Annotated in this window: 14 protein-coding genes; 7 read left to right on the top strand and 7 right to left on the bottom strand. The window is 72.0% G+C overall.

The annotated features are described in order from the left end of the window. Positions 1-7: 7 nt before the first annotated feature. The 6 genes from WMF44_RS42245 to WMF44_RS42220 all read left to right on the top strand — a co-directional run bounded on the left by WMF44_RS42245 (position 8) and on the right by WMF44_RS42220 (position 6707). Entirely contained in the window at positions 8-1216 is a 1209-nt protein-coding gene (locus WMF44_RS42245; RefSeq protein ID WP_437295721.1) for a cytochrome P450, read from the top strand. Between the two features lie 228 nt (positions 1217-1444). Next, positions 1445-1783 (top strand): carboxymuconolactone decarboxylase family protein, encoded by a 339-nt coding sequence (locus WMF44_RS42240; protein ID WP_437295720.1) that lies wholly within the window; start codon positions 1445-1447, stop codon positions 1781-1783. A gap of 36 nt (positions 1784-1819) precedes the next feature. Next, positions 1820-2575, top strand: a complete 756-nt coding sequence (locus WMF44_RS42235; protein ID WP_437295719.1) for a DUF488 domain-containing protein — start codon at positions 1820-1822, stop codon at positions 2573-2575. Positions 2576-2759: 184 nt separating this feature from the next. After that, on the top strand, positions 2760-4145 hold the full coding sequence (locus WMF44_RS42230; protein ID WP_437295718.1) for a sigma-54-dependent transcriptional regulator: 1386 nt from the start codon (positions 2760-2762) through the stop codon (positions 4143-4145). Positions 4146-4515: 370 nt separating this feature from the next. Continuing rightward, positions 4516-5310: a hypothetical protein gene (locus WMF44_RS42225; RefSeq protein WP_437295717.1), complete on the top strand. Its 795-nt coding sequence runs from the start codon at positions 4516-4518 to the stop codon at positions 5308-5310. A 398-nt stretch (positions 5311-5708) separates the two neighbouring features. Beyond that, positions 5709-6707: an alpha/beta hydrolase family esterase gene (locus WMF44_RS42220; protein ID WP_437295716.1), complete on the top strand. Its 999-nt coding sequence runs from the start codon at positions 5709-5711 to the stop codon at positions 6705-6707. A 52-nt stretch (positions 6708-6759) separates the two neighbouring features. On the opposite strand, the gene WMF44_RS42215 is transcribed toward WMF44_RS42220, so the two are convergent. Further along, positions 6760-7581: an SIMPL domain-containing protein gene (locus WMF44_RS42215; RefSeq protein ID WP_437295715.1), complete on the bottom strand. Its 822-nt coding sequence runs from the start codon at positions 7579-7581 to the stop codon at positions 6760-6762. A gap of 213 nt (positions 7582-7794) precedes the next feature. After that, entirely contained in the window at positions 7795-8772 is a 978-nt protein-coding gene (locus WMF44_RS42210; RefSeq protein WP_437295714.1) for a DUF4423 domain-containing protein, read from the bottom strand. Between the two features lie 108 nt (positions 8773-8880). Here WMF44_RS42210 and WMF44_RS42205 point away from each other — a divergent pair, with 108 nt between their 5' ends. Then, on the top strand, positions 8881-9504 hold the full coding sequence (locus WMF44_RS42205; protein ID WP_437295713.1) for a hypothetical protein: 624 nt from the start codon (positions 8881-8883) through the stop codon (positions 9502-9504). Positions 9505-9515: 11 nt separating this feature from the next. On the opposite strand, the gene WMF44_RS42200 is transcribed toward WMF44_RS42205, so the two are convergent. From WMF44_RS42200 to WMF44_RS42180, 5 genes are all read right to left on the bottom strand, one after another. Then, on the bottom strand, positions 9516-10337 hold the full coding sequence (locus WMF44_RS42200; protein WP_437295712.1) for a hypothetical protein: 822 nt from the start codon (positions 10335-10337) through the stop codon (positions 9516-9518). Between the two features lie 164 nt (positions 10338-10501). After that, positions 10502-14353 (bottom strand): serine/threonine-protein kinase, encoded by a 3852-nt coding sequence (locus WMF44_RS42195; RefSeq protein WP_437295711.1) that lies wholly within the window; start codon positions 14351-14353, stop codon positions 10502-10504. A gap of 209 nt (positions 14354-14562) precedes the next feature. Beyond that, entirely contained in the window at positions 14563-15885 is a 1323-nt protein-coding gene (locus tag WMF44_RS42190) for a non-reducing end alpha-L-arabinofuranosidase family hydrolase (protein ID WP_437295710.1), read from the bottom strand. A gap of 341 nt (positions 15886-16226) precedes the next feature. Next, positions 16227-17609, bottom strand: coding sequence for an MFS transporter (locus tag WMF44_RS42185; protein ID WP_437295709.1), 1383 nt, complete (start codon positions 17607-17609; stop codon positions 16227-16229). Continuing rightward, positions 17602-20130, bottom strand: coding sequence for a PEP/pyruvate-binding domain-containing protein (locus WMF44_RS42180; RefSeq protein ID WP_437295708.1), 2529 nt, complete (start codon positions 20128-20130; stop codon positions 17602-17604). The genes WMF44_RS42185 and WMF44_RS42180 overlap by 8 nt, the downstream gene beginning before the upstream one ends. Positions 20131-20248: the final 118 nt, after the last annotated feature.

Genomic DNA, 20248 nt, shown 5'->3' with positions numbered 1-20248 from the left:
TCCCCAGATGACCCCTCAAACCATCGATATCCTCGATCCGGACCTCTACCTCGCGGGCGCGCCGCACGATTGCTTCGAGATCCTCCGCCGGGAGGCGCCCGTCTATTGGCACCCCGAGCCGGCGGGCAGGGGGTTCTGGGCGATCACGCGGCACGCCGACGTCGCCCGCATCTCGCGCGATCCGGCCGCGTTCTGCTCGGGGCGCGGCCTCTTCATCGAGGATCTCCCGCCGGGGGACATGCGCGACAACCCCGATGTCATGATCATGATGGATCCGCCCCGGCACGCCCGGTTCCGGGCGCTGGTCAGCAAGGGGTTCACGCCCCGTGTCATCCAGCGCCTCGAAGGCCACGTGCGGGAGCTCGTGACGAGGCTCATCGACGACGCCTGCGAGCGCGGCGGGTGCGACTTCGCCAGCGACATCGCGGGCCAGCTGCCGCTCTCCGTGATCCTCGAGGTGATCGGCGTCCCCCGCGAAGATCAGGAGCAGATGCTCGACTGGACGACGCGGTTCTTCGGGGCCAGCGATCCCGCCTATGGCGTCACGCCCGAGGAGCTGAACGCCGTGCTCCACAACATGAACGCCTATGCGCACCAGCTCGCCGAGCAGCGGCGGAAGGAGCCCAAGGACGACATGCTGAGCTTGCTCATGGCCGCCGAGGTGGACGGCGAGAAGCTGTCCTACACGGAGTTCGGCGGCTTCTTCAACCTGCTGCTCACGGCCGGCCACGATACAACCAAAAACCTCATCTCCAACGGGATGCTCGCGCTCCTCGAGCACCCCGACCAGCGCCGGCGCCTGCTCGACGATCCCTCGCTCCTCCCGACCGCCATCGAGGAGATGCTGCGCTTCACGCCGCCGGTCTATTACTTCCGGCGCTCCGCGGTGCGTGACATCGAGCTCCACGGGCAGCGGATCGCTGCCGGCGACAAGGTGGTGCTGTGGTACGTCTCGGCCAACCGCGATGAGGCGGTCTTCAGCGATCCGCAGAAATTCGATGTCGGCCGGACACCCAACGAGCACCTCTCCTTCGGCATCGGCCCCCACGTGTGCCTGGGCCTCGTGCTCGCGCGCCTGGAAGCGCGGGTCGCCTTCGAGGAGCTCCTGCGCAGGCTCCCCGATCTCGAGCTCGCCGGGCCGGCCGTGCGGCTCCGCTCGAACTGGGTGAGCGGCGTGAAATCGATGCCGGTCCGGTGCGTGCGCTCCGCCCCGTAGCGCGCGGCGGCGAAAAATAGGCATCCCGTGCTTGCTGCGAATGGGCACGAGCGACGGCGAACGAGCACGTCTCCTCGATCGGTGCGTCGGGGAATGCCAGGGCGGGCGGTCGGCCGGATGCCGTAGCCGGCACCCGTTGCGCCGGACGCAGAAGGGAGAGGCTTCCTTGCTTGTGCCGCGCGGCCGCCGCATCGAAAGAGCCCCTGGGCCAGCCATGAGGAGAAGCCTATGGGAGACCAGGTGTACCCGCTGCAATCGAAGGAGACCTCGCAGAAACGGCACGATCTGGCGCCCGAGCCGGACGAGGCCTTCCGCGAGTTCAGCAAGCGCGTGTTTGCCGAGGGCGCCCTGCCGGCGAAGGTGAAGCAGCTCATCGCCGTCGCCGTGGCGCACGTCACGCAGTGCCCGTATTGCATCCGCGGCCACACCCAGGGCGCCCTTCGACACGGAGCGAGTGAGCAGGAGATCATGGAGGCCATCTGGGTCGCCGCCGAGATGCGCGCGGGCGGCGCGTTCGCGCACTCGGCCATCGCGATCGCCGCGATGGGGGAGCAGCCGACCCGATAGGCCGGCGTCCAGGCCCATGTGCGAAGCAGGAGGGCCATGCGCACCGGGGAGGCGGAGTCCACGAATCACGGGCAGATTGGCCGGGAGACCGTCGTGCAGCGCGAGGGCCTGGAGGATCTTACGCTCGTCGTGGTCAAAGCGCGCCTCGCCTCGCAGGGTTTGCAGCGAGAAGGGAAGAAGGAAGAAGGGTGCATGGCCAGCGTGAGGCGACGAACGGCGACGAGGAGGTCGCGAACTGCGCGCGTTGGTGCCGAGACGGCGGGCGCGGTGCTCCTCAAGCGGGCTTACGAGCAGCCCGAAGCGGCCGACGGGTACCGTGTGCTCGTGGACCGGCTGTGGCCGCGAGGCGTGCGCAAGGACGCGCTCGCGATCGACGCCTGGATGAAGGAGATCGGGCCGAGCGACGAGCTCCGCCGCTCGTTCGGTCACGACGCTGCCCGGTGGGAGGAGTTCGCGGCGCGCTATCGCGAGGAGCTCCGCCGCCAGCCGGCCTCGGGGCTCGTGGACGAGCTCGTCGCGCAGGCGAAGCGCGGGACGCTCACGCTCGTGTACGGAGCAAAGGACGAGCTCCACAACCAGGCCGTCGTCCTCCGCGAAAGGATCGAGCAGCGGTTGCGCAGGGCTCGCCCCCGTGCACCGGCCGCCCGCGTCCCGGCAGAGGCCGCCACCCGGGCGCGAGATCGATCCCTCGCGGCGCCACACCCTACCTCGTCGAGGGGACGGGCCCTGGGCGCGACGAAGGCGCGTGCGTCGCCCGCGCGGCGCACCGGCCCACGCGTGCGCTCGCATTGAGCTCGGCACGATGTCGCACCGAACCGGAGAACCGCCGGATACTCGCTCTCGCCCGCGAATGGATCGGTGAGCGAGACGGTGGGTGAAGCTCGCAGCTCGCCTCGATCCGCCTGACGCCGGCTCCGCCCGCCCCCCACCCCGCGCAACCCTGGATCCGCGCCCTGGCAACGCGGTACGGTCACCCGTGACCGAGACCGTCCTGCTCATCGACGACGATCCGGGGTTCCGCGACGCCTACCGCGAGCTGCTCGCGCTGGAGGGGTACGCCGTCGCCGAGGCCGGGGCCGCCCCGAAGGCGCTCTCGGAGCTCCGCCGCACGAGCGCGCGCCTCGTCGTGCTCGACCTGATGCTCCCGCCGACGGGCCGCGCCGAGGAGGGCGCGGCGCTCGCGGACAAGCTGCTCGCCGAGCGGCCCGCGGCCAAGGTGATCGTCGTCTCGGGCGCGGGCGAGACCCCGCTCGCCTTGCGCCTCGTCGAGCGCGGCGCGTACGACTTCCTGGCCAAGCCCGTCGACCCCGACGTGCTGCTCTCCGTGGTCGCCCGCGCCGCCGCGCGCCTCGCGCTGGAAGATCGGGTGGCGGAGCTCGAGCGCTCGCTCGCCGCCCGCGAGGGCGACGCCTCGGCGATGCTCGGCCAGTCGCCGGCCTTTCTCGAGGCGAGGACGCTGTGCGAGCGCGCGGCGCCGACCGACGTGCCGGTGCTCATCACCGGCGACTCGGGCACGGGCAAGGAGGTGTTCGCCCGCTACCTGCACGCAAGGAGCCGCCGGAAGGACAAAGCCTTCATCGCGGTCAACTGCGGCGCGCTCGCGCCGACGCTCCTGGAATCGACGCTGTTCGGCCACCGGAAAGGCGCCTTCACGAGCGCGATCAAGGACGCTCCCGGCCTGTTCGTCGAGGCGGACGGAGGGACCTTGTTCCTCGACGAGATCGGCGACATGGAGCTGGCGCTGCAAGTGAAGCTCTTGCGCGTGCTCGAGACGGGCGAGATCCTGCCCGTGGGCGCCGCGCGCCCGCTGACCGTGGACGTCCGTGTCGTGTCGGCCACCCACAGAGCGCTCGAGTCGATGGTGGCGGACAGGACCTTTCGCGACGACCTCTACTGGCGCGTTCGCGGGATCGAGATCGCCTTGCCGCGGCTCGCGGATCGCGTGGGTGATCTGCCGCTCCTCGCGCAGCACTTCCTGAACCTGTCGCGGGCCCTCGTGCCGCGCTCGCCGGCGACCGCGATCTCGCCCGGCGCGATGCGCCGGCTCGAGGCCTGCGACTGGCCCGGCAACCTGCGAGAGCTCCGGCACGAGATGCAGCGCGCTCTCGTGATGGCCGGGGGCAGGGGAGAGATCCTCGAGGAGGACCTCTCGCCGGCGCGGCGAGGCGGCGCGCCCGCGGCCCCGGCAGGCGACGAGCCGGCCGAGGGGGCGACGCTGGAAGAGAAGATCGCGGCGCTGGAGCGGCGCGAGATCGCCGCCGCGCTCCGGGCGACCCAGGGCAACAGGAGCCAGGCAGCAGCGCGGCTCGGACTGTCGCGACAGGGGCTTCTCAACAAGATGGACCGTCACGGGCTGAAGTGATCTCGGTCGCTCGTGTGCTCATGAAGGAAGATTTTGATCGAGCGAGAATGATACGGGATCTCACGGCCTGACGTGATCTCGGTCACTCATGTGTTGGTGAAGGAAAAATTCAACCGATCGAGAACGACACGGGATCGGAAGGCGCCCACAAAAACATGAGCCGCGCCGAGCGCGGGCCGGCACTGAAGGAACCGAGAGCGCGGCTCCTCATGGGCTGCAGCTGGGGCGGGTGGATCGAGAACATGGTCCCGCCGGCTCGGGGTCGCCTGTGCGCCCCGGTCCGGCGCGATGCCCGCCGCCTGACACGCGCGATGTCGCTGCCTCCTCGCGAGGAGCGCCCATCGCGCGATGCGCAACTTCAGGAGGAATCATGACGCTTGGCAGGTTGGTGCTCGTGGGGTGTCTGTCGCTGGTTGGCTCCGCTCTCGTCGCCTGTGGGAACGGCGACCTGGATCGCCTGGGCGAGGGCAGGGGCAACGTGGTCGGGACTCCGCCCCCGTCCGAGGGCGACGGCTGTACGCTCACCCAGGGCTACTGGAAGAACCACGAGGAGAGCTGGCCGACATCGAAGCTCACCATCGGAGGCGTCGAGTACGCCCAGGCCGAGCTGCTGGAGCTCCTCGAGACGGCGCCGCGGGGCGACGCCAGCATGATCCTGTGCCACCAGCTGATCGCCGCGCTGCTGAACGTGGGTAGCGGCGCGAGCGACGCGGCCCTGGACGGGGCGCTCGCGGAAGCCGAGGCGTGGATGGCCGACAACAAGGACGCCGATGGCCGGCTACCGTACGACATCAAGCAAGGCGACGCGGCCGAGGATGCCGTCGCGCTGTCCGGTGCGCTCGCGGACTTCAACGAGGGCGGCATCGGCCCTGGCCATTGCGATGGCGGCCCCGGCAGCGGCTCCGGCGACCCCGGGGAGAGCAGCAGCTCCGGCGATCCGGGCGGCAGCGACGACGGCGGGCACGATTGCCCCGACGACGGAAGCACGGGTGAGAGCGATGGCGGCGGCGGCTCCGACCCCGGCGGCAGCTCCGACCCCGGCGGCAGCCCCGACCCCGGCGGTGGCGAAGGCGGGTCGGCTCCGACATGCGCGGATCCTTGCAGCGACGGCTGCGCCGACGGCTACATCTGCGTCGTCGGGTGCTGCGCGTTCATCGCCAACTGAGCCGGGAACGGCGAGCTCGCGCGAGCCGAGCTCTCATGACAGCTCACGGGTGTGCCGCGGCTGCCGCCGCGGCGCACCCGCCGGTATCTAAAGAGGGCGTCGCGCAGATCCAATTTCATTGACGCCGCCCATGTGAGCGCTCACAGTCGATCCGTCGCTCCTTCTTCCGCTTTGCCACGGACAGGCGTGCCATGCGCACCGGGCCTTTCGTCACTTCCGCGCGTCCGCCGTGACGGTCGGGCTGGTGCCTCCACGTGAGGCGCATCCTCGCCCGAGATCATCGCGGGATCGGCACGCGGCGAGCGCGGATAGGCGAATCGGGCGATCACGAGAGGGTCCAGACGATGCCGAGATCAGGTGTTCATTCCTCTTTTCCTGTCGTTCCTGTCGTCGCTTTGATGTTCCTCGCTTGCTCGTCCGAGACAGGCTCGCCCGGCGCGGGAGGCGGCGGAGCCGGTCAGGCCACCGGCGGCACAGGCGGGGCCCACTCGTCCGCGAGCGGCGGAGAGACCGCCTCGACAGGGGAAGGGGGAACGAGCGATGACGCCAGCTCCTCCAGCAGCGGCACGACAGGTGGGTCGACCGGGGGCGGACCGCAGGCCGGGAGCGGTGGCATGGGGACCGGCGGCACGGGATCGCCGGCGGGCAACCCGAGCCCGGGCTGCGGCAAGTCGGGGCGGCCCGAGAGCGGAACGGTGAAGGTCGACGGCGATCACATCTACACGTTTCCGGACAGCTACGATGGCAATACCCCGCTCCCCCTCTTGATGGGCTTCCACGCCTGCGGCAACCCGATCGACCAGTTCATCAACCTCACGCGAGGGTCGGCCTTCGAGACGGAGTACGTGCGCGCCGTGGGGAGGTCGTCGGACCAGGGGGGATGCTGGAACTACAACAACGACATCGCCAGGGTCCTGCGGATCTACGACGACCTCATGGACAGCTACTGCATCGACATGGACCGCGTGTTCGCCACCGGCCACAGCTCCGGCGCGCAGATGATCGTGCAGATCTTGACGCACAAGTCCGATGCCGAGCACATGAACTTCAAGGCGGTCGCGCCCGTCGCCGCCTCCGATTACGGCGCGCTCCAGGTGCCCACGCCCGTGATGTACATCCAGGGCAAGAACGACACCGTCCGCGGGGGAGACGGGGCGAGCACGGTCGCGAGGTTCTCCTCCGCCAACATGTGCGAGAGGGGCTCGACGCCGTATTCCCAGGTGATGGGCTGCCAGAGCAGCGGCAAGACGGTGAACCCCGGCTGCGTCTCCTATATCGGCTGTTCGGAGCCGACGATCTGGTGCTCCCACGACGATCCCGCGTACAGCAACACGAGCCACGGCGTGCCGTGTTTTGCCATCGAGGCGATGGTCGACTTCTTCACGAGCATGCCGTGAGGCCGCGCCGAGCCGCGATCGCGAGCGCCGCCTGCGCGCCGCCGCCCTGAGCTCACGGGTTCGGGGCAAACGCCACGCGGACCTTCACCGCGGAGGTGACACGGATATTGCCGGGCTCGAAGGGGAAGCCGTCCGCGCCTCCGAACGCCTTCATTTGCTGCGCAAATTCATAGCGCTCCTGCGGAACGACCGCGATCGACTTCAGCTCGACGATCCTGACGTTCGCCGCTTTGGCCACCGCCTTGGCGTTTGTCTGCGCGTCCTGCACGGCGGCCGCGATGGCGCTGCGGCGCGCCTCGGTGCGGTCGCTCAAGAAGAACTCGAGCCCGCCGACGTCATTGGCGCCCGAGGCGAGCGCGGCATGGAGGATCCTCGAGCCTGCGGCCTGGAGCTCGGCCGGCGACGCGCGCCGCAGCGCGACGGAGAGCTGGCTGGAAGCCGAATAGCCGATGATCCTGGGCTCGGTCACTTCCCCGGACGCCGGCTGCGACTCCCGGATCGGCGAGAGCGAGATGTCGACCGTGCGGATCTCCAGCCCGGGGATGGCGAGGCCACGCAGGGCGGCGAGCACCGCCTGCGATCTGCCCGCGGCCTTGTCGCGCGCGGCCCCGAGCGTCTTTTCGCGCACCTCCACGCCGATGCTCGTGCGCATCGAGTCCGCAGGCCTCGCGACCTCGCCGATGCCGCCGATCGTGATGGTCCGGTTCTCGTCATTCTCCGCCGTGGCGCCGGGTTCCTTGGCTGCGAGGCGATCCCCCGCGAGGGCCTGGGCGACGGGGCGCCCGGCAAGCGCGGTCGACGAAACGCAGGTCATGACGCCGAGCGCGAGCCCTGCAATCAGGCTTCCCGTGAGGGTCGGCATAGTAGGACGCATCGCGATTCTCCTCCTTCGAGCGGATCGTCTGCCCTGGCAGTCGAACTGGCTGTCAGCGCACCGAATCTAGGGCGGAGGCGGCTCGACCGCGAGGGGCGGGCGCAAGGGGCCTTCGCGTCGGTAAAGTACGGCCTCTGCCCGCGAGGCGCCCGCATGCCGAGCTGCGGGCCTGCCCCGGGTTGACAGAACGTCCTCCACTGCCCGGTTCGCGCCTCACGCGCCCAGCTCGAAGAGCTGCATCGCGACCAGCGCGACGCAATCGGGCTCGCGCGAGTCCGACACGATCTGCCGGAGCTCGTGAAAATACCGCACGTGCAAGGCCCGCAGCCGCGCGAGGTCGCCGCGCGCGACGCTGACGAGGTTGTAGGAGTACAGCCCCGGATCGCCGCGGCGCTGCCGGCCCGCGGCGACGTCGAGCCAGTGCGCTTTCAATCGCTGTCGCGGCTCGGCCGCGCCGCGGGTCATGTCGACCGTCTCGGCCGTGGCCGCGTACCGCCCTCCGCGCCATCGGATCAGGCCTGCCCGCGACAGGGCCTCGAGGCACGCGCGCACCTCGTCGCGCGGGAGCGCGAGGCGAGCGGCGACCCACGCGTCGTCATGGCAGGGGAGGGCCGCGTAGCCCGCGAGCTCGAGGACGCGCAGGACCGCGTGAGACCAGGGGAGCTCCGTCGCTATCCGCCGGCGCTCCTCGAGCACACCGAAGTCGCGCGCCACCGAGGGCAGCTGCCCCGGAGGGACGAAGAGCGCGAGGAAGTCGAGCAGCCGGTCGGTTGTCGCGTCGACGAGGGCCAGCACGTCGGGCAGCCGCGGCTGGGAGGTGCCCGCGATGAAGCGCGACACCTGGGACGCGCTGCGCCCGACGCGAGCGCCGATCTCGGCGTTGCTCAGCCCGCCCTTGACGGCCTGAAGGAGGGTGGCCGTGAGGGCCGGATCGGAGACGGCGACGCCCGCGCCGAAGGCCGACTCCTGGCGCACGAAGTCCGAGAGCACACGATGGACGTCAACGCCGTTGTACGCCGCGACGCGCAGCACCGTGGGGAACGTGGGAAAGCGCCGCCCGGACTCCCAGCCGAAGGCGACGTTCGTCCCGTAGCCGAGCCGGACGCTCAGCTGCCGCTGCGAGCGCCGGCCGCGGAGCGCCCGGCAGAAATCCCTCGCGATTTCATCGTATTGCGATGGTTTGTATCGCATTTATGCATCGATACTAGCACATCGGAGCGATAGATAATGCGTAACTGCGCTACAAGGCGCTTGCGGGGGCTCCTGCGCCGCGGCAGGTGGATGCCGATGGAGGCTTCGATGAACGTACGGATTGCTTGCTGGCTCGTGGCGGGGCTGCTCATGGGGTGCACGCGCGGGGGACAGACGGGGGAGGTCGCCGCCGACCCCTGCGACTTCCTCCCGCAGTCGACGGGTCAGGGCGTGGAGCATGCCCTCTCCGACCCGACGCCCCTCGGCGTGAGCGGCCAGGAGGCCATCGACGCGACAGGGGGGGCCGGGAGCTTCGACGTGACATGGGCCAACGGGACGACGAGCGCCGTGAGCTGGTCGCTCGTCGCCGACACCGAGAGCTCGCCGGTCGTGGCGTACATCGACCGCAGCAGCCAGTGCTCCGACGGGTATCTGCAGATCCTCGTGCTCGGGCATCTATCGAGCAGCGACGGCATCCTCCACCACGAGCAGCGCGGGGCGCTCTATCGGGGCGACGACGGGGCCGCGCAGCTTCGCCTGTCCTTCCTCTTCGACGAGAACCCGTTCCCGGACGTGTACGCCGGCCGCGCATCGGGGGACGGCTGCGCCGGGTGCGGCGGCGCATTCGAGCTCTCCGTCGAATCGCGCTGGGCGGCGGGCGAGTCGACCCCTCGGGGCCATGTGGACCTGATCGAGGGCGGGACGCTGCTCGGTGAGGTCGGCGCCTTCTGAGGGCGCGCCGGTCAGGGCAAGGCGGTGGTGATCACCTCCTTGATGGTCGCCGTGCTCTGGCCGGGGCGGTCGACACAGGACGGGTAGTACTGGCCGGCCCCGTTGAGGGCCTGGCAGACCTGGCTGCAGGGTCCGACCCTGCGGATCACCCCGCACCCCACGAGCTGGCCGTCGGACAGCAGGTGGCCCGCGGCGCAGTCGCGCTGGTAGGTGCGCGAGTTGTCGACCGTCGCGCTGTTGTAGCAAGCGTTGAGGTAGGGCTGCGCCGCGAACAGGTTGCCCCAGAAGGCCCCCTCGACGTCCGGATAATCGATGAGCTCCTGGCTGGAGGAGAGCGTCTTCAGCGGAGCCCGCAGCGAGCGGGCGGAGAGGAGGACCGGTATGCGATAGTAATTCACGCGCGCCGCCACGCAGCTGGAGACCATGCGCTGCCCGAGCTCGTCGAGCGGCCCGGTCGCCCAGGTCGGCGCGGCGCCGAGCAGCCCGGGGTAGCGCTCGTTGTGGACGGTGCCGCCGGAGTCCGTCCACGAGAAGTCGAACGACGCCGTGCTGCTCAGGGCGCAGCTCGTCGCATACCGCATGAACTCGCGCGCCAGCGCCCCGCTCGGGCCGGGATCACGGATCGCGGCGAGGTTTTGCGCGCTGAGGCCGTTGAGGTTCAGGGCGTTGAGGTTCAATGCGTTGAGGTTCAAGGCATTGAGGTTCAGGGCGTTCGCGCTGAGCGCATTGCCACCCAGAAGGGCTCCCCGGGATTCCCCCACGAGCTCATCCAGCGCCTCGGTGTCCCCCACCTCCGCGGCGCAGCCCGACAGCACCCCAGCCCAGACAAGCACGATGAATGTCTCCTTGAGCGACATGGGTTCCCCCCCCATTTCTGGCGCATACCCGGCGGCTCCCTGCGCGCGGCGCGCGAGCGCGGGCTCACCAACTTCGCCCATAGGTTGACTATGGGTTCATTATTCTATATTTTCGCATTATCACGCCCGTGCAAGGTGATTCAGCGGCGACGAGGGTGGGTGTCCGGGGCGTTCGATGCTGACAGCGCCGTCAGCTCCGCGTGCCAGCGACGGAGGCGACTGCCCATGACGGTCGGCGTGGTGGAGGCGGCCGCGAGGGCGCGCTCGATCTGCAGCCGGGCATCGACGTAGCGGCCGCGACGGAAGGCGGCGAGGGCCCGCGCCTCGAGCACCTCGATCCGCTCCTGTCCTACCGAGCAGCGCGCGGAGCGCTCCTCGAGCGCGGCCCACGCGGCGCGGTCGTCGTCGCGCGTCGCGAGCTCGATCATCGAGCAGAGCACGTCCTCCGAGGGCTTCAGCGCGTCGCCGCCGGCTTCCTCCTGCGCCGCGCGCAGCCGCAGGGCGATCCCGCGAGCGCCCGCCTCGTCGCCCTGGTAGAGGCGCAGGCGCGCGGTCAGGAGCGCCACGGCGATCGGCGCGTGGTGATCGTCGCAGCGCGGCCCCATCGCCTGGACGGCGTGCGCATGGGGCGCCGCGGCCTCGAGATCGTCCATCAGGTACAGGTACTCGGCGAGGTTGAAGCGGCCGACGAGCTCGAACGCGGGCTGGCCGAGGTCGCGCCCGAGCGCGATGGTGCGCTCGCAATCGGCGATCATCCCGGCGCGGTCGCCCTGGAGGGCCCGCACGAGCCCGCGGTTGTTCAGCGCTGCGCCGAGGTGCATGAGATCGCTGCGCTCCTCGCAGCTCCGGATCACCGCGTCGAGGTCCCGCGCCGCCTCGTCGACCCGGCCGAGGCTGGCCAGGATGAAGCCGAGCATCAGCCGGGCGATGATGTGTGTCTCATAGCCCTCGTCCCCGAGCCGCGCGGCTTGCTCCGCGGCGCGCGACAGCACCATGGCCGCCTCGTCCTCGCGGTCGTCCCGGTGGAGCGAGCGGCCCACGCCGAGGAGCAGGCGGGCGCCGAGCAGGGGCGAGTCCACCCAGTCGGCGAGGCGCTCGGCGGCCTCGACCCGCTCGCTCGCGGCCCGGTACTCGCCCGTCCAGTCGAGGATCATGGCCTCATCGAGGAGGAGCTCGATCTCCGCCCCTGGCTCCGACGCCTCGGCCGCCTCCTCGCGCGCCGCGGCGAGGTCGGCGAGGGCCTCGGTGTGCCGCCCGAGCCGGAAGCGAGCGAGGCCCCGCGCGTGGCGCGCCGCGGGGAGCAGCGCGCCGACAAGCGCCTCGGCGCGCCCGTAGCAGCCCTCGGCGTCGAGGTAGGCCCGGCGCGCGGCCGCGAGCTCGGCGCCTCGGACGAGCAGCGACGCCGCCCGGGCGGTCAGGCCGCCGCGCTCGCAGTGCGCCGCGAGCACCAGCGGATCGGCCTCGCCCGCGCCCTCGAGCCACTCGGCGGCGAGGCGGTGGCCGAGCGCTCGATCGTCCTCGGTGAGCTGCGCATAAGCGCCCTCGCGCAGGAGCGCCTGGCGGAAGCAGTACTCCTCCTCGCCGGGGAAGCGGCCCTCGCGGCGGCGGACGCAGAGCTCCCCGGTGACGAGCGCGGAGAGGTGATCCGCGAGCGGCGCGGCGTCGCCGCCGAGCAGGTGCGCGACGGCGCCTCGCCAGAACACCTCGCCGAGCACGCTGGCGGCGCGCAGGATCCGGCGCGCAGGCGGCGAGAGCGCCTCCAGCCGGACCTGCACCATCGCCACCACGGTCTCGGGCATCGCTTCGCCCCGGCCCTCCGCCGTCGCGCGGATCAGCTCCTCGAGGAAGAAGGGCTGGCCCTCGGACCGGGTGACGAGACGATCGACGAGCGCCCCGTCGGCCGCGCCGCCCAGCGCCTCCCGCGTGAGCTGCGCGCACGCCTTCGGCGAGAGCTGCCTGAGCCAGATCTCCTGCCGCCCGCGCTCGCCCCAGAGATCGGGGTAGGCCTGCTTGATCTCGGGGCGCGCCGTGGCGAGCACGAAGAGCGGCTGGTCCGCGAGCTCGCGCAGCGCCGCGTCGATGGCCGCGACCGAGGCGCGATCGGCCCAGTGCACGTCCTCCAGCGCGAGCACCACCGGCTGGGCCGCGCACTCGGCGCGCAGAAAATCGCGCAGCGCGCGCTGCATCTGCTCGCCGAGCAGCTCGGGATCCTGCCGGGCGGCGCGCAGCGGGAGGCTGTCCTCGTCGGGGAAGCGGACGCCGGCCAGCTCTCCGAGGAACTCCTCGATCCGGCGGCGCTCCGCCTCGGGCGCGCGGCGGGCGACGCGGGCCCGGAGGAGCGCGCGCCGCTCCTCGATGGGCTCGCCGCCCTGGATCCCCGCCGCGCCCCGGATCACCTCCGCGAGCAGGCCGCCGATGGAGCCCGCGCGCAGCGGATCCCCGAGCGCCGCCCAGATCTCCGCGGGCGCGCTGGCGCGCCGGAGGGCCGCGAGGTGCTCCTGGAGCAGGCGGGACTTGCCCATGCCCGCGGCGCCGATGACGAGCACCGCCCGGGCGGCGGGCTCGCCGGCGCAGGCGGCGAAGGTCTGCTCCAGCAGGCGGAGCTCGTGATCGCGGCCGACGCAGGGCGTGGGCCTGCCGAGGAGCGGGCGCCACGGCTCGGCGGCGCTGCGCTCGCCGCGCAGCGCGACGGCGCCGGACGTGGTGATCGCGGCCTCGAAGCGGGCCTCGAGCAGCCCGGCGGTGGTCCTGTCGAGGAGGATCCGCGGCCCGCCCGCGCGGCCCGCGCCCCGGAGCAGCCCCGCCGCGCGCTGGATGGCGTCGCCGACCGGCAGGCCGCGCCCGAGCTCGCCCCAGCCGACCGTGATCGCGATCGGGCGATCGGGGACGCGCTCCCGCAGCGCCAGCGCGCAGCGCGCGAGCTGCGCGGCGACGTCGGTGGGCACGTGCGGGCGGCCGACGATGAGCACCGCCGTCCCGTCGGCGAGCAGCTCCAGGCGCCCCTCGAAGCGGGCGGCGACCTCCCGGAGCGCGCCGGCGTTCGCGTCCACCTCGCCGACCGAGAGGGTGGCGTCCAGCGCGGACGCCGGCGCGCGGCCGATCACCGCGACGCCGTGGAAGCGGCGCTCGCTGCTGGTGAGGGCGGAGCTCGTCGGCCCCGAGATCGCCCCGCCGTGGACCTCCTGCGCCGCGAGCGCGGCGTGGGCCGCGGCCCCGTCGCGCGGGCGCCGCGCCGGATCCTTCTCGAGCATCTGCGAGACGAGCGCGTCGAGCCACGGGGGCGCGCCGGGGCAGCGCTCGGACAGGCGCGGCGGATCGTCGAAGATGATCCTGGCCAGGAGGGCGACCAGGTGATCGGCCTGGAACGGAGGCGCGCCGGTGACGCACTGGAAGAGCACGCAGCCGAGCGAGAAGATGTCGGCGGGCGCGCCGACCTCATCGCCGCTGCGCGCCTGCTCCGGGGCCATGTAGTCGGGCGTGCCGACCAGCACCCCGGCGCCGGTGATCGGCGCCATGTCCGGGAGGCGGGCGACCCCGAAATCGAGGAGCCTGGGCTCCTCGATCCGGCCGCCGACGAGGAAGATGTTGGCCGGCTTGAGATCGCGGTGGACGATCCCCAGCGCGTGGGCGGCGCCCAGGGCCGCGGCGACGCGCGCCCCGAGCTCCACGGTCTCGGCGACCGAGAGCCGCCGGCGCGAGAGGAGCCGGGAGAGGTCCTCTCCCTCCAGCCATTCCATGACCAGGAAGGGCGTGCTCTCGCGCGCGGCGCTGTAGGCGACGTACCGGACGATCCCGGGGTGTGCGAGACGGGCAAGGAGCTCGGCCTCCCGCGCGAAGCGCGCGAGGTGGTGCGGCGACGGATCGTGCAGCACCTTGGCGGCGACCCGCCTTCCGGTGGTGACGTCCCAGGCGCGGTAGACCGCGCCCATGCCTCCGCTCTCCGCGAGCGCTTCGACGCGGAAGCGCCCCCCCAAGAGCTCCCCCGAGCGCACCGCTCAAGGATAGACGGAGAATGCCGTTCGTCCAGCGATCCCCTGGATTCAGGCCGCGGATCCTGCGCGCGCGGCGCCCCGGACGCATCGATGGTTTGCCCCGATGCCGACCCTGGCCGATGTCGGCCCGGGCTCGCCGGGGGCGCCGATCGGGAGATCGGCGCTCCTGCTTGAACGTCCCTCCCGAGAGATCGAGGAGGGGCGCGGCGTCACTTCTCGAGCGTGATCAGACCCAGCTTGTACGGCAATCTTTCGTAAGCCCCTCCGGCGTTCGGATCTCTCCCCTGGTAGAGGAATTGCATGTTGCACGCGTTGATGGTCATTCGCTCGTCGCTCCCGGAGCGGACCATCTCACCATGGCTGATGTCGTCGCTCCACTTTCCGCCTTCGAACGTCACGTTGGCAGGGCCGGCGAAGGGCTTCTGCTTGGTGTCCGCCAGGGGAGCCCAGGGGCCGTCGATGCTCTCGGAGGTCCACGACCTGAAGAAGCGAGGGCTGTTGTCGAACGCCTCGACCAGGAGCAGGTACTTGTTCGTGCCATCCACCTTGTAGACGTTGCTGGCCTCGAACAGGAGCCCCGAGCTGGGGGCCGTCATGACGGTTTCGTAACCGTCGAAAGCCGGGAACTTATCGATGCTGACCTTGGAGCGGTAGAGCTTCCCGTCGTCCCGCGAGAAGAACAGATGGCAGTTCTTGTCGTCGCAGATGTTCCAGAAATCCAGCGCGCCAAGGGTGTTCCCCATCTGGCCTGGCTCGCCCTTGAGCAGCGCCTGGGGCCGGCTCCAGCCGTTGACGTTGCTGATGTCGTCGTTGGTCGAGTACCTGCCGTTCCACTGGTAGATGAGGTACCACTTGTTGTGCGGCCGGAAAAAGAAGACCTGGGGCGCGACCGTGCCGCCGGTGGGCCAGTTCGCCATGTGATGCTGCTGAGCGGAGGCCGCCTGAGAGAAGTCGGTGAAGTTCAAATACACGGAGCTCCACCCCCCGTTGCCCGCCGTGTCGTACACGGTGGCAAATACGTGGTACTTGCCGTCGTGGAACACGATCGTCGGGTCCTTGATGGAGACGAAGTTGCGACCGGAAGCCGACTTGGGGTTGATCACCGGAGGCCCCGACTTCCACTTGAACGTGGTGGGCAGGTCGCAGGTCACGGGCGAGCCGCCCGCGCCCGTGCCCGCGCCCGCGCCGCCGCCGCCGCCGTCCCCCGGATCGCCGCCGCTCCCCCCGGCCCCGGACGTCGGGTCGCCGCCCGTGCCCGGGTCGCTTCCGCTGCTCGTGCTCGTGCTCGTGCCGGGGCCTGATCCACCCGTGCCGCTTGCGCTCGTGCTCGTGCCCGCGCCCGCGCCTGTCGTGCTGCTGGCGCTCGTCGTCGGGTTCTCCGAGCCACCCGTGCCACCACTGGACGGCTGGTCGTCCCCCGTGTCGCTGGCGCAACCGGCGAGCGCGGCGAGCACACAGCCGAGGGCAGAGAGACGAAGGAGGGAACGGGAAGGAGTCAGGGTCTGACGGTGCAAATCGAAGGGAGTGATCATGCTGGTCTCCAGAGGGATGCCCAGTCGGGCAGCGAGCTCCTCAGAGCCCGACCTTCAAGGTGGATGTGCACGAGGACGAAGCGCGCCCGGCGCCGCACGGCGGCCTACCCAGGGCAAAGCGGAAGGATACCTGGGACATTGTGAGCGTTCACATTGCCGGCGTCAAACAAAAACCGGCGCGCGCTCCTCCTCCTGGCGGCTCGCGCGCACAGGCGCGGAGCGCGGCGAAGTACGGCGCATCTTGGCGCAAATTCGTGACGGGTTGTGCCGCTGCACCTGTGCGCTAGGCGCGAGATCCAGAGATCCCGTTCATCTCCGCACTGGCCTCCTCGCGAAACGCTCTACCGTGATGCCGCGGCTGCCACCGGCGCGGCGGCGCGGCCGGGGAGGAGGAAGGCGCAGCCGATCGTCAGGAGCAGCGCCGCGCTGAAGATGGACGTGGCCATCGTGTGCTCGCGGTTCACCACATCGACCGCCGGGCCGTCGGTGAGGACGAGGCCGAGCACGGTGAGGCCGACGATGCCCCCCATGTAGCGCATCGTCGATGTGAGGCCCGCGGCCATTCCGCTCTTCTCGCGCGGGACGTCGCTCATCGCCGCGGACTGCGCCGGCGGGGACGTCAGGCCGAGGCCGGCCCCGAGCATCACGAGCGCGGGGATCGCGTCCGTGAGCGCGCCCAGCGGCCGCACCGCGAGCAGGAGCATGCCGGCCAGGGCGAGCGAGCAGCCGGCGAGCGCCAGCGCGCGCGGCCCGAAGCGATCGGAGCCGCGCCCCGCGAGCGGCGAGACGACGACCATCGTCCCCATCATGGCCAGCAGCGTCGTGCCGACGTCGCGCGGCCCGACGTGGAACAGCCGCCCCGCCACCTGGGGCAGCTCGAAGATCGTCGCGTACATGGCGAAGTTCTGGAGCGCGATGAGCAGGCTGCCGCCGAGGAACGCGCGCCGCCTGAACAGGGAGAAGTCGATGACGGGGTCCGCCGCGCGCCGCTCCCAGAGCACGAAGGGCACGAGGCCCAGCGCGCCGAGCACCGCGGCCCAGCGGAGGTGCGCGGACTCCAGGCCAAGGACGAGCCCGATGAGCGACCCACCCAGCAGCACCGAGCCCACGACGTCGAACCGCGGTCGCGGCGCGGCGGGCGTCACGGCCGCGGGGCGCGGCGGCGCGCCGAGGTGCGCGAGCGCGGCCGAGAGGAGCAGCACCGGGACGTTCGCGAGGAAGATCGAGGTCCACCCGAAGGTCCCCACGAGCAGCGCCCCGATCGTCGGTCCGGTGCCCGCCGACAGCCCCATCACCGCCCCGAAGGCGCCGAAGGCGCGCCCGCGCAGCTCGGGCGGCAGCTCCGTGCGGAGCATGGCCGTCGCGCTCGGGACCACGATCGCGCCGCCCGCGGCCATCACGACGCGCGACACAGCGAGCACCGGGAGCACCGGCCAGAGGTAGGCGAGCGCGGCCCCGAGCGCCAGGAGGAGCTGGCCCAGCCCGAGCGCGCGCCGGTGGCCGAGGCGATCTCCGAGCTTCCCGCCGGGGCTCTGCAGGACGATGTTCGTGAGCAGGTAGCTCGTCACGAGCGCCTGCCGGAGCGCGCCGGAGTCGACCCGAAGCGCGCGCGTCATCTCCGGCAGCGCCACGGCGACCATCGTCGAGTTGAGCGGCGCGAGCGCCGTCGAGAGGGCGATGGCGGCGAGGAGCCGCACCGGCAGGCGCGGCGGAGGCTCAGGCACGGGCGAGCTCGCCCGCGCCGTCCCGACGGTCGCCCCGGCGCAGGAGCGCCACCCGGCCCTCCGTCCCGTCCACGAGGATCTCCTGGCCATCCGTGATGCGCTCGGTCGCCCCGGCAGCCCCGAGCACCGCCGGGATCCCGTACTCGCGCGCGACGATGGCCGCGTGGGAGACCGCGCCGCCGACGTTCGTCACGACGCCCGCGGCCAGCGTGAAGAGCGGCGTCCACGCGGGGTTCGTGTAGCGGCAGACCAGGATCTCCCCCGCCTTCAGCCGCTCGAACTCCCGCTCGTCCCGCACGATGCGCGCCTTGCCGCGGACCACCCCGGACGACGCCCCGATGCCGCGGAGCTCGTCGCCCGAGGCGCCTGCCGCGCCCGCCCCGAACGACATCTTCTGCCACCGCGCGTTGACCACCCCGTACGTCGCGCGCCGCCGTCGAACGAGCCGCTCCACCTCGTCGAGCGGCGGCGCCGGCCCCTCCAGCCACCCCCGGAGCTCGGCTTCCGTCAGGTAGAAGACGTCGTCGGGGCGCGGCAGGCGCCCGCGCTCGCAGAGGCGACGCGCGATCTCGGCCACGATCGCCTGCAGCGCGGAGAACGAGCGCACCAGATCGAAGTGCGTGCGCTCCCGGAACACGATCGCGCTCCGCAGCCGCTCGAGGGTGCGGCGGAACGCGTCGGGCAGACCCGGCACGAGGCGGAGCGCGCCGGTGACCTCCTCGAGCGCCGCCCGGTAACGCGCTTGCCCGGCCTCCTCGGACGGCGGCTCGGCGACGTCGAGCAGGCCGCGAAGGAGCCCCCACAGCGGCGCGGGATCCTGCCGCCACGTCGGCGCCGAGAGGTACAGACCGGTGCTCTCCCGGTGCCCATGCTCGTCGAGGAACGCGTCGACCTCGGCCAGGTAGGCCCGGCCGGCCTCCGATCCGCGGAGGGCCTCCGGGCGCCCCTCCCGGATCGCGCCGGCGACCTCCGGCCCGGCGCTCGCCGCGCTGCGCGCGAGGTGGAAGAGCGCGAGGTTCACGTCGGACGTCCGGGTGCGCAGGCCCGAGACGAGGTCGCGCATGACGGTCGCTGTCCGCTTCGGTCCCACGGCGAGGGCGATCGGGACGCGGAGGGCGATCGCGGCCAGCTGGCTGGCGCTCCTCTCGAACCGCTCGCCCAGGACCGCGGTCGTCGTCTCCGTGATCCGGTCGGCGCGGCGGAGGAGCGCGGCGTCGTCGAGCGCGCGGAGATCGACCGGCGCGCAGGCCTCCTGGATCCGCTTGAACCCGTCGCCCTCCCACCACGCCATCGCGTCGTCGCGCAGGCTGGCCGCGACCTTCTGCGGCAGCTGGAGCAACCGCAGGGTGGGTCGCGCCTGCGGTGGGACGAAGACCGGGCGCCACACCTGGTCGACCCACGCGCGCTCCTCGGCCTCGTCCACGTCGAGCCCCAGGAAGCGCACCATGCGCACGATCGCGGGGAGCGTCGTCCGGAAGCCCCATTGATCGAGCGGCCTGGGGGCGACGGGGAACCTGTCGTTGTCGTTGGCCTCGAGCATCCTCCGCTGCATGCGGTTGAGCCGCGGGGGCGGAGGGAGGGGCTCGATCTCGGCCGCGCCGAGCGTGGTGATCGGGCGCGACTGGAGGAGGTGAATGGAGCCCCCGGCGAAGGCGAACTCCACGTCCTGCGGGCAGCCGAAGTGGGCCTCGAGGCGGAGCCCGATGCGGCCCAGATCGAGCACCAGCGCGTCGCTCGGCGCGGGACGGCCGGCCTCCCGGCGGTCGCGGTCGTCGATCGCGAGGTCGTTCGCCCCGGGGTCCGCGGCGCCGTTCGGCTGGTCCGGGCCGGGCGCCGCGGCCCCGGCGAACGGCGCGCGCCGCAGGCGGTACACGTCGCCGGTCGTGTGCCCTGACACCACGGCCTCGCCGAGGCCCGGGGCGACCTCCAGGAGCATGCGGTCGGCGCGCTGGGCCACCGGATCGACGGTGAACAGGACGCCGGCGAACTCGGCCGGGACCATGCGCTGCACCACCACGGCGATGTTGACCCCCAGGTGATCGATGCCCCGCGCCGCCCGGTAGCCGAGGGCCCTCGGGCTCCAGAGGGACGCCCAGCACCGCCGCAGCGCGAGGAGCAGCCCTTCCTCTCCCGCCACGTCGAGGTACGTCTCGTGCTGGCCCGCGAACGAGGCGTCGGCGAGGTCCTCCGCCGTCGCCGAGGAGCGAACCGCGACCGGCGGCGCGCCGAGCTCGCGGTACGCGTCCCGGACCGCGCTCTCCAGCCCGGGCAGCATCGCGCCCCGCTCGAAGAGCTCCGCCGCCTCCGAGGCCGCCGCCTCCCAGCGGCTCGCGGCGAGGTGCGCCGAGACGCGCTCGGCGAGCCCCCATGCGCGCGCCTGCTCCGCGTACGCGTCAGCGCTCACAACGAACCCGGGCGGCACGGCCAGCCCGAGCTGGATCAGCTCACCGAGGTTGGCGCCCTTGCCGCCCGCCGTGGCGAGGTCGGCTCGGGACAGCTGGCTCAAGCGATGAACAAGCATCAGGCATCTCCTTCGGCCAAGAAAGGCTGCTTCCGCCGCGCCCCGCGCTCCCCGGCGCTCGCCCGCGCTTCGGGCAGCGCGCAGCGCCTCGCTCGAGCCGCCAGCGTCCGCTCGACCG

It is taken from the genome of Sorangium sp. So ce426, from assembly GCF_051475585.1.
In the GTDB taxonomy this organism is placed as follows: Bacteria; Myxococcota_A; Polyangia; order Polyangiales; family Polyangiaceae; genus Sorangium; species Sorangium cellulosum_B.
This window is presented reverse-complemented; position numbering and strand designations above follow the sequence as displayed.

Bases quoted from the DNA above. Each gene is read 5' to 3' on its own strand.
- WMF44_RS42210 (WP_437295714.1), bottom strand. From the start codon at position 8,772: ATGCGATACAAACCATCGCAATACGATGAAATCGCGAGGGATTTCTGC.
- WMF44_RS42215 (WP_437295715.1), bottom strand. From the start codon at position 7,581: ATGCGTCCTACTATGCCGACCCTCACGGGAAGCCTGATTGCAGGGCTC.
- WMF44_RS42225 (WP_437295717.1), top strand. From the start codon at position 4,516: ATGACGCTTGGCAGGTTGGTGCTCGTGGGGTGTCTGTCGCTGGTTGGC.
- WMF44_RS42245 (WP_437295721.1), top strand. From the start codon at position 8: ATGACCCCTCAAACCATCGATATCCTCGATCCGGACCTCTACCTCGCG.
- WMF44_RS42190 (WP_437295710.1), bottom strand. From the start codon at position 15,885: ATGATCACTCCCTTCGATTTGCACCGTCAGACCCTGACTCCTTCCCGT.
- WMF44_RS42205 (WP_437295713.1), top strand. From the start codon at position 8,881: ATGAACGTACGGATTGCTTGCTGGCTCGTGGCGGGGCTGCTCATGGGG.
- WMF44_RS42235 (WP_437295719.1), top strand. From the start codon at position 1,820: ATGCGCACCGGGGAGGCGGAGTCCACGAATCACGGGCAGATTGGCCGG.
- WMF44_RS42180 (WP_437295708.1), bottom strand. From the start codon at position 20,130: ATGCTTGTTCATCGCTTGAGCCAGCTGTCCCGAGCCGACCTCGCCACG.
- WMF44_RS42220 (WP_437295716.1), top strand. From the start codon at position 5,709: ATGTTCCTCGCTTGCTCGTCCGAGACAGGCTCGCCCGGCGCGGGAGGC.
- WMF44_RS42240 (WP_437295720.1), top strand. From the start codon at position 1,445: ATGGGAGACCAGGTGTACCCGCTGCAATCGAAGGAGACCTCGCAGAAA.